The following is an 8072-nucleotide window of genomic DNA, read 5'->3' as shown; positions in this document are numbered from 1 at the left end:
CAGGCAGGGGACGGCCTGCCGTCCCCGCCCCGGGGCCCGACTCATTGAGTCATTGAGCAAGGAGAGAGAACGGGATGGGACTTCGCGCACAGGTACGGACGCGGGACGGCTGGGCGGTCCAGCACGCGGTCGTGACGGTCACCGACATGACCGGCGCGCAGGTACTGCGGGCCACTGCCGACGAGGACGGGGCGGTGCGTACCGAGACTCCCCTGCAGGCCGGCGCGTACACAGTGATCGTCACGGCGGTCGGGTACGCCCCCGCCGCCTCCACCGCCCTCGTCACCGCGAGCGGGCGGGTCGAGGCCGGCACGGTGGTGCTGGCCCGTCAGGGTGGTGTGGAGCTGCCGCCGCCGGGCGCCTGGTCGCTGGACCCGGCGCACTCCTCGGTGGCCGCGGTCGCGCAGCACCTGGGGATCTCCAGCGTGCACGGCCGGTTCACCGAGTTCGGCGGCCGGATCGAGATCGCGGAGGACGTCAAGCAGTCCCGCGTCGACACCGTCATCAGCGCGGCCAGCATCGACACCGGCAACGGCATGCGCGACAAGCACCTGCGCTCGCCGGACTTCCTGGACTCGGACCGGTTCCCGGAGATCACGTACCGCTCCAACGGAATGACTCCGACAGGACCCGACCGCTGGCTGGTCCACGGCGAACTGTCGCTGCACGGCGTCATGCGCCCGGTCGACCTGAACCTGAGCTACCTCGGGACGGGCCCGGACCCGTGGGGCGGGGTGCGTGCGGCATTCAGCGCAACGGCGGAGCTGCGCCGCGAGGACTTCGCCATGAACTACAACCAGGTGGTGCAGGCGGGCATCTCGGCGATCGGTACGACGCTGCGGGTGGAGCTCGACATCCAGGCCGTGCAGGGTGAGTCCCTGCCGTCGTAGTCTGCGGACATGGCACCCGACATCGCGACGAACACCGCCGTGGAACTCGACGAGTTGATGGCGTTCGTACGGCCCAGGCACCGGGCGATCCTGCTGACCACCCGGTCCGACGGCCGCCCCCAGGGCTCCCCGCTGACCTGCGGCGTCGACGACGCAGGACGGATCGTCGTCTCGACCTACCCCGAACGGGCCAAGACCCGCAACGCGAAACGGGACGAGCGGGTCAGCGTGATCGTCCTGTCCGACGACTGGAACGGGCCGTGGGTGCAGATCGACGGCTCGGCCGAGGTGATCGACTCACCGGATTCGGTCGAGCCGCTCGTCGAGTACTTCCGGAACATCTCGGGTGAGCACCCGGACTGGGACGAGTACAGGGCGGCGATGGTGAAACAGGGGAAGTCGATCATCCGGATCACTCCGGAGCGCTGGGGCCCGGTCGCCACCGGCGGCTTCCCCGCCCACCTGGCGTCCGGCAGCTGACGGCTGTCTGCCGGATACGCCCCGGGACCGGGACCGGGATGCCTTCCCGCATACATGAACACGTTCCGGCGCCGGGCCTGCTCGCGCGGGCCCGGCTGCCGGCCGCGCCGACGGTGGATGCCTCCGTCGTCCGCGAACCGGAGCGCATCACCGGCAGCCCCGTGGGACACGGTTCTTCCGCGGCCGTGGATGTGGGACGCGGGTACTGAGGGACGAGTGAGGTCTCAGCGGTCCCGCATCGCCTCGATGCCCGCGATCAGCAGGTCCAGGGCGAAGGCGAAGTCCCGGTCTCGCATCTCCTCGACCGTGTCACCGCCGCGGGCGTCCATCAGATCCTGCGAGGACTCGACGATCCGGCTGAGCTGCGGCTGGCTCCGGATGGCGCCCAACGCCTGCTGGAAAAACTCGTCCTGGCTGACCCCCACCTCCGCGCTGCGCTGCACGAAGTGGGCCTCGATGGTGCCGAATCCGTACACGAACTGGAAGACCGCGGAGAGCGCGCCCGTCTGCTGGTGCAGCGGCAGCCCCGTCGCCCGGACCACGTCCTGGATGGCGTGCGAGAACAGCATCGAGTGCGGGCCCATGTTGAGGAAGTGACCGGCGAGCGGCGACACCCAGACATGCCGGACCAGCAATTCCCGGTAGGAGATGGCCAGCTCGCGCAGCCGGTCGTGCCAGTGCGCGTCCTCGCGAGGAGGCGCGATCTCGCTGTAGACCGAGTCGAGGGCCAGCTCCAGCAGATCGTCCTTGGTGTCCACGTACCAGTAGAGGGACATCGCGGTGACGTCCAGCTCCGCGGCGAGCCGGCGCATCGAGAACTTGGCGAGGCCCTCGGCGTCCAGCAGCCGGACCGAAGCCGCGGTGATCCTGTCCCGGTCGAGACCGGCCGACTGGTCGGGTTTACGGGTGCGCGAAGGTGCCCGCTGCTCCAGCCACACACTGGTCCTGGCAGGGTTCTTCACACGGTCGGCCGCGGACACCATGGCGCACTCTCCTCGTCTTGCCGGCGGGACGAACCGGATGCGTACCCGTGCGCACGAAGCGGATTCGTACGGTCCGATGCGCCCCGCCTCGATGCTATGCCGCTGCCCCTGCCTCGGCCGAGTCCGCCCGAGCAGATTCTGCCCGCTCGGCACGGCGCAGGAGCGCCGCGGCCAGCAGGCCGCCGGCCAGCACCGCAACCGCTCCGACCAGCTGGCTGGTCTCCAGTCCCGAGGCGAAAGCGTCCGTGATCCGCGCCCGCTCCCCGTCGCCGGTGGCCGAGGCCAGTGCGGCGGGCAGTGAGGCGGCCCCGACGGCCGCCGGCACGAGCGCCGCGAACCGGGAGTTGAGCACCGCACCGAGGACCGCGACGCCCAGACCGTTGCCGAATTCGGCGAGCGTGCCGTTGACCCCGGCGCCCACGCCCGCCTTCTCCGGCGGAATCGCGCTCATGATCGCGTTGGCCATGGCGGGCATGGCGAGCGCGATGCCCGCACCCATCATGACCAGGCCGAGCAGCATGCCGCCGTAACCGTTGCCGCCGAGCATCGCGATGGCGGCGAGACCCGCGGCCAGCAGGCTCATCCCGGCCGCGATGGTGACGGGCGTGCCCAGCTTGGGCACCAGCCTGGCGCCAAGACCGGTGAGGTTGAGAGCGACGACGCTCAGCGCCAGCGGAGCCGTACGCAGACCGGCCTCCAGCGGCCCGTAGCCGAGGACGAACTGGAGCTGCTGGGTGAGCAGGAAGAGCGAGCCGCCCATCCCGAAGGCGACCAGGATCGCGCCCGCGACCGCCCCGATGAACTTCTGGTTCCGGAAGAAGTGCATGTCCAGCATCGGGTACGGGATGTGCAGCTCCCACAGCACGAACCCGGCGAGGACGGCGACCCCGACGAAGGCGGTCAGCAGCACCCGGCCCGACATCCACCCGTGCACCGGGCCGGAGATGATCGCGTACACGACGGATGCCATACCGATGGTGGAGAGCAGCGCGCCGAGCAGGTCGGGACGCTCGCCACCGGGGTTCTTGGACTCCGGGACGAGCCGGACGACGGCGGCCAGACCGATGACCGCGACGGGAATGTTGATCAGGAAGATCGCGCCCCACCAGAAGTGGTCGAGCATCACTCCGCCGACCAGCGGACCGACGGCGAAGCCGAGCGAGCTGACGGTCGACCAGACGCCGATCGCCTTGACCCGCTCGGTGTCGTCGAAGATCTGCACGACGACGGCCAGGGTCGTCGTCATCAGCAGCGCACCGCCGATGCCCATGCCCGCACGGGCGGCGATCAGCTGCGCGGACGACTGGGCCAGTCCGGCCACCAGCGAACCGATGCCGAACAGGGCGAGCCCCGCGACCAGCATCTTCTTGCGGCCGTAGCGGTCGGCGGAACTGCCGGCCGTGAGCAGCAGACCCGACTGGACCAGCGAATAGGCGTTGATCATCCACTGCACATCGGCGGTGGAGGCGTCCAGCTCCCGGGTGAGGGAGGGGATAGCGACATTGAGAACGGTGTTGTCGAGCAGCACGGTGAGCTGGGCGAGGCAGATCACGCCGAGGATCAGCCAGCGTTGCGGGTGGCTCGGTGGCGAGAGGTGGTTCTGCTCGGCGGCGGTCGCCGTCATGCGGACTCCTGATGCCCTATACGGTGTACGAGTATGAGTTGTACACCGTATAGCCAGCCCCCATACGGTGTACAACCGGTTTCCGCGCGGTACCGTGCTCGCCGCTGATCCGACAAGGGCTGGAGTGGTATGTCACTGCGTCGTCGTACGGTGGAAGTGCTCATCGCGGCGAGCCTGTTGGGCGCCGCCCTCGCGCCCTGCGCATCGGCCGCCGGGCAGGGGCACGCGGTGCCGCTGCGCGTGGCCACATACAACATCCATGCGGGCGCCGGCATGGACAACGTCTTCGATCTCGACCGGCAGACCGCCGAGCTCCGCTCACTGGACGCCGACGTGATCGGGCTCCAGGAGGTCGACGTCCACTGGGGCACCCGCAGCGAGTGGCGCGATCTCGCGGGTGAGCTGGCCGAGCGGCTGGACATGCAGGTCTCGTTCGCCCCGGTCTACAGCCTCGCCCCTGAGACTCCAGGTGCTCCCCGGCGCGAGTTCGGGGTCGCGGTGCTGTCCAGGTATCGGATCGTGAGCGCCGAGAACCACGAGATCACCCGGCTCTCCACCCAGGACCCGAACCCGGTTCCGGCCCCCGCGCCCGGCTTCGGCGAGGTGGTCCTGGGGGTGAAGGGGCTGCCCGTGCATGTGTATGTGACGCATCTCGACTACCGGGCCGACCCGTCCGTACGGACCGCCCAGGTCGCCGACACCCGCCGGATCATGGCCGAGGACGAGGCACCGGGGCGGCAGAAGGTGCGACAGATCCTGCTCGGCGACTTCAACGCGGCACCGACCGCTCCCGAACTCGCCCCGTTGTGGGAGGAGCTGACGGACATCGAGCCCGGCGGGCCGACGTACCCGGCGCAGGATCCGGTGCGGCGGATCGATTACGTGGCGGTGTCGAAGGATTCCGTACGGGTACGCCACGCGGCGGTGGCCGAGACGCTTGCCTCGGACCACCGCCCGGTTGTCGCGGATCTGCTGCTGCGGCGCTGAGCCCTATTCGCTGCTCTTCGGCCGGGTCAGGTCGTAGAAGGTCCGCAGCGTCCACGGCCTCCTCCGCCGTCGGGATATGCGCCTACTCACCGGGCTTGATGAGATACCCCGCCCCGCGCCGGGTGTGGATCATCGGCGACCGCCCTGCGTCGATCTTCTTGCGCAGATACGAGATGTACAGCTCGACGACGTTCGCCTGCCCGCCGAAGTCGTAGTTCCACACCCGGTCCAGGATCTGTGCCTTGCTCAGCACCCGCCGCGGATTGCGCATCAGGAAGCGCAGCAGCTCGAACTCGGTCGCCGTGAGGTGGATGGACGTTTCGCCCCGGCTCACCTCATGGCTGTCCTCGTCGAGCATCAGATCGCCGACGACGAGCGTCGACTCGCTGCGCACGGCCGCCGTACCCGACCGCCGGATCAGCCCGCGCAGCCGGGCCACGACCTCCTCCAGGCTGAACGGCTTGGTGACGTGGTCGTCGCCGCCCGCCGTGAGCCCGGCGATCCGGTCCTCCACCGCGTCGCGCGCGGTCAGGAACAGCACCGGGACCTCGGAGAGCTCCCGCCGCAGTCTGCCGAGTACGGCGGACCCGTCCGTGTCCGGCAGCATCACATCGAGGATCACCACATCGGGCCGGAAGTCGCGCGCCATCCGTACGGCACCGGCACCGTCCCCGGCGCTGCGCACCTCCCAGCCCTCGTAACGCAGGGCCATGGAGAGCAGCTCGGCGAGCGGAGCCTCGTCGTCCACCACCAGCACACGGACGGGGCTGCGGTCCGCCCTCAGCAGTTCGGTACGCCCCTGGGGCAAGGTCGTCGTCATGCCTCAACCCTGTGAGGCTCCTCTGAGAGGGCCCTTTCCCGATTCTGTGAATTCCCTGAGAAAAGCTGCCCTTCGTGGACCGTCAGTCCACGGCGAACAACCCGCTCGCGTTCCCGTGACAGACCGCGCGCAGCCAGTCGTCCCCCAACTCCAGCCGTTCCAGCGCGTGCAGCTGATGCGCGTACGGATACGGGATGTTCGGGAAGTCCGTCCCCAGCAGAATCCGGTCCCCGAGCGCCGCGAGGCGCTTCCGCTCGGCCACCGGGAACGGCGTGAAGTCCTCCGTGAAGTCGGTGAACGCCATCGTCGTATCGAGCCGTACCTCCGGGTACGTCTCCGCCAGCGCCAGGAACTCCGTGTACTCCGGCATCCCCATGTGCGCCACGATCAGCCGCAGCCGCGGATGCCGGGCAAGCAGCCGGCCGACCGGTTCGGGCCCCGTGTACGTGCCGGGCGCCGGCCCGGAGCCGCAGTGCATCACCACCGGAACCCCGGCCTCCGCGAGCAGCCCCCACACCGGCTCCAGCAGCGGGTCGTTGGCGTCGTACGCGCCGACCTGAAGGTGCGACTTGAAGACCCGCGCCCCCGCCTCCACGGCCTCTCGTACGTACCGCTCCACGCCTTCTTCCGGGAAGAACGTCGCGGTGTGCAGGCAGTCCGGCACCCGGCGCGCGAAGTCGGCCGCCCAGCCGTTCAGCCAGGCCGCCATGCCGGCCTTGTGCGGATAGAGCATCGAGGTGAACCGGAGCACGCCGAACGAGCGCAGCAGCGCGAGGCGTTCGTCCTCGTCGTGCCGGTACTCGATCGGCCATTTCATCCCGGTCAGCGGCCCCGCGGAGTCGAAGTACGCCCAGACCTTGCGGAGCACCCGCTCCGGCATGAAGTGCGTATGGACATCGATGATCCCCGGCAGCCCCAACCGTTGCCAGAACCGCACGACGTCGTCGCCGTCGCCACTCATCCCGCACCCCTCTCCCCGTCCGGTCTCTCCGGCCCCGCGGGACCGACGATCTCAGAAGAGCCCGCCCTGCACGCCACCGGCCCCGATGTCGGCCACCGGCACGCCCACCCCTGCCCGCGCGTCGGCGCCCGCCAGCTCCCACCCGGTCATCAGCCGGGTGTCCAGCACCACGACCCCGTCCGTCACCGTCTCCAGATGCAGATCGGGCCCGGCCGCCGCCACCAGCCGCCCCGCGACCACACCCCCGTCGGTCAACTCGGTGACCGCCCACGCCACCTCGACCGCGCCGTCCAGCCCGAACACCCCGGCATGATCGACCGCCTCGAACGGCAACCGCTCCAGCGACTGGGGCCACCCGGCCCCCTCCAGCGCCACAGCCCGCCCGTAGAGCTGCGCCACCTCGGCATGCCGCTCCGCAACCCCCGGCAGCACCGCGCGCACGGCCCGTTTCCTGGCGTACGGAATCCGGTCCGGCACCCCGAGCGCCGACCGCAGCAGCTCCTCGGTCCGCCGCGCCGCCATCAACGGCCCCCGCCCCAGCCAGCTGAACACCACGGCCCCCTGCTCCCGCAGCCGCGCCGCCTCCCGCTCCTCGGCGGTGATCCCGACCTTCACCATCCCCGGCCCGAACCAGGCGAGATACACGCGGTACGTCCGAGGGTCATCGGCGATCGTGTCGGCGGCAACCGAGTGCGCCCGGTCCAGCCGCGCGCACTCAGGACAGCGCGCCCCGGTACTCCGCCCCGGCACCACGGCCCCCACCGGACACACATTCCCGCGCGCCCCGACGCAGCACCGCTCCCCCACGGCCCGGAACCCGAGTTCCGTCCCGTAGGCCAGCACACTCACCCGAACGGCCCCGCCCCGCCGCCACCCCAGCACGGGCGCCCCCTGCGCGTGTGGCCATCGCAGCCCGGTGCACTGCCACCCCATGCGCGAACTCCCGGATTCCGATTCAGGCGGAGGGAATGCCAAGAGGCCCCCGGATGAATCCGGGGGCCTCTTGGCACTGTGCACTCGGCAGGATTCGAACCTGCAACCTTCTGATCCGTAGTCAGATGCTCTATCCGTTAAGCTACGAGTGCTCGCCCGCGGTGTTAACCGCTGGCTTTACCTCCCGGGCTTTTCTGCCTGGTCGGCGTTGCGTGGACAACATTACATGACCTGCGCCGTAGCGCGAAATTCTTTAGCCACACCACCTCTGACCTGCGAAAACGCCCCGATTGGCGATGCTATGGACGACTGTCCGACCGGTCGCCCGAGCGGGCCGGGCGCCGCCACGGGGTCGTATCCGGACCGCCCGGGTCCGGATACGACCGAAGCCCCG

General features: G+C 70.0%; 9 protein-coding genes and 1 tRNA gene. 4 read left to right on the top strand and 6 right to left on the bottom strand.

Annotated elements, in window-relative coordinates; translation table 11 throughout:
* Positions 1-74 precede the first annotated feature (74 nt).
* From ABTZ94_RS34540 to ABTZ94_RS34530, 3 genes are read left to right on the top strand one after another with little or no spacing between them, the layout of a single operon-like run.
* Positions 75-890: a YceI family protein gene (locus ABTZ94_RS34540; protein ID WP_351206926.1), complete on the top strand. Its 816-nt coding sequence runs from the start codon at positions 75-77 to the stop codon at positions 888-890.
* A 9-nt stretch (positions 891-899) separates the two neighbouring features.
* Entirely contained in the window at positions 900-1370 is a 471-nt protein-coding gene (locus ABTZ94_RS34535) for a PPOX class F420-dependent oxidoreductase (RefSeq protein ID WP_351206924.1), read from the top strand.
* Positions 1371-1408: 38 nt separating this feature from the next.
* On the top strand, positions 1409-1579 hold the full coding sequence (locus ABTZ94_RS34530; protein WP_351206922.1) for a hypothetical protein: 171 nt from the start codon (positions 1409-1411) through the stop codon (positions 1577-1579).
* A gap of 15 nt (positions 1580-1594) precedes the next feature.
* Here ABTZ94_RS34530 and ABTZ94_RS34525 read toward each other — a convergent pair whose 3' ends face one another.
* Positions 1595-2353 carry a TetR/AcrR family transcriptional regulator gene (locus tag ABTZ94_RS34525; RefSeq protein ID WP_351206920.1) on the bottom strand — a complete coding sequence of 253 codons (759 nt, stop codon included), beginning with the start codon at positions 2351-2353 and terminating at the stop codon, positions 1595-1597.
* 94 nt (positions 2354-2447) lie between these two features.
* On the bottom strand, positions 2448-3977 hold the full coding sequence (locus ABTZ94_RS34520; RefSeq protein ID WP_351206918.1) for an MFS transporter: 1530 nt from the start codon (positions 3975-3977) through the stop codon (positions 2448-2450).
* 129 nt (positions 3978-4106) lie between these two features.
* Between ABTZ94_RS34520 and ABTZ94_RS34515 the strand changes: the two genes are divergently transcribed.
* The gene (locus ABTZ94_RS34515; RefSeq protein WP_351206916.1) at positions 4107-4964 is read left to right on the top strand and encodes an endonuclease/exonuclease/phosphatase family protein; all 858 of its coding nucleotides are present in this window, start codon (positions 4107-4109) and stop codon (positions 4962-4964) included.
* An 82-nt stretch (positions 4965-5046) separates the two neighbouring features.
* Here the strand turns inward: ABTZ94_RS34515 and ABTZ94_RS34510 are convergent, their stop codons facing one another.
* The 4 genes from ABTZ94_RS34510 to ABTZ94_RS34495 all read right to left on the bottom strand — a co-directional run bounded on the left by ABTZ94_RS34510 (position 5047) and on the right by ABTZ94_RS34495 (position 7830).
* Positions 5047-5784, bottom strand: a complete 738-nt coding sequence (locus ABTZ94_RS34510) for a response regulator transcription factor (RefSeq protein ID WP_351206914.1) — start codon at positions 5782-5784, stop codon at positions 5047-5049.
* A gap of 82 nt (positions 5785-5866) precedes the next feature.
* Positions 5867-6745 (bottom strand): amidohydrolase family protein, encoded by an 879-nt coding sequence (locus ABTZ94_RS34505; protein ID WP_351206912.1) that lies wholly within the window; start codon positions 6743-6745, stop codon positions 5867-5869.
* Positions 6746-6796: 51 nt separating this feature from the next.
* The gene (locus tag ABTZ94_RS34500) at positions 6797-7678 is read right to left on the bottom strand and encodes a DUF2797 domain-containing protein (protein WP_351206910.1); all 882 of its coding nucleotides are present in this window, start codon (positions 7676-7678) and stop codon (positions 6797-6799) included.
* Between the two features lie 79 nt (positions 7679-7757).
* Positions 7758-7830: transfer RNA gene (locus ABTZ94_RS34495), tRNA-Arg, on the bottom strand.
* Between the last annotated feature and the right edge of the window lie 242 nt (positions 7831-8072).

This window comes from Streptomyces sp. NPDC002785 (assembly GCF_040295565.1).
Taxonomy (GTDB): Bacteria; Actinomycetota; Actinomycetes; order Streptomycetales; family Streptomycetaceae; genus Streptomyces.
This window is presented reverse-complemented; position numbering and strand designations above follow the sequence as displayed.

What these genes read in the sequence shown, in the direction of transcription:
- ABTZ94_RS34530 (WP_351206922.1), top strand. Translation starts at nt 1,409, where the DNA reads ATGCCTTCCCGCATACATGAACACGTTCCGGCGCCGGGCCTGCTCGCG.
- ABTZ94_RS34515 (WP_351206916.1), top strand. Translation starts at nt 4,107, where the DNA reads ATGTCACTGCGTCGTCGTACGGTGGAAGTGCTCATCGCGGCGAGCCTG.
- ABTZ94_RS34500 (WP_351206910.1), bottom strand. Translation starts at nt 7,678, where the DNA reads ATGGGGTGGCAGTGCACCGGGCTGCGATGGCCACACGCGCAGGGGGCG.
- ABTZ94_RS34510 (WP_351206914.1), bottom strand. Translation starts at nt 5,784, where the DNA reads ATGACGACGACCTTGCCCCAGGGGCGTACCGAACTGCTGAGGGCGGAC.
- ABTZ94_RS34535 (WP_351206924.1), top strand. Translation starts at nt 900, where the DNA reads ATGGCACCCGACATCGCGACGAACACCGCCGTGGAACTCGACGAGTTG.
- ABTZ94_RS34540 (WP_351206926.1), top strand. Translation starts at nt 75, where the DNA reads ATGGGACTTCGCGCACAGGTACGGACGCGGGACGGCTGGGCGGTCCAG.
- ABTZ94_RS34525 (WP_351206920.1), bottom strand. Translation starts at nt 2,353, where the DNA reads ATGGTGTCCGCGGCCGACCGTGTGAAGAACCCTGCCAGGACCAGTGTG.
- ABTZ94_RS34505 (WP_351206912.1), bottom strand. Translation starts at nt 6,745, where the DNA reads ATGAGTGGCGACGGCGACGACGTCGTGCGGTTCTGGCAACGGTTGGGG.
- ABTZ94_RS34520 (WP_351206918.1), bottom strand. Translation starts at nt 3,977, where the DNA reads ATGACGGCGACCGCCGCCGAGCAGAACCACCTCTCGCCACCGAGCCAC.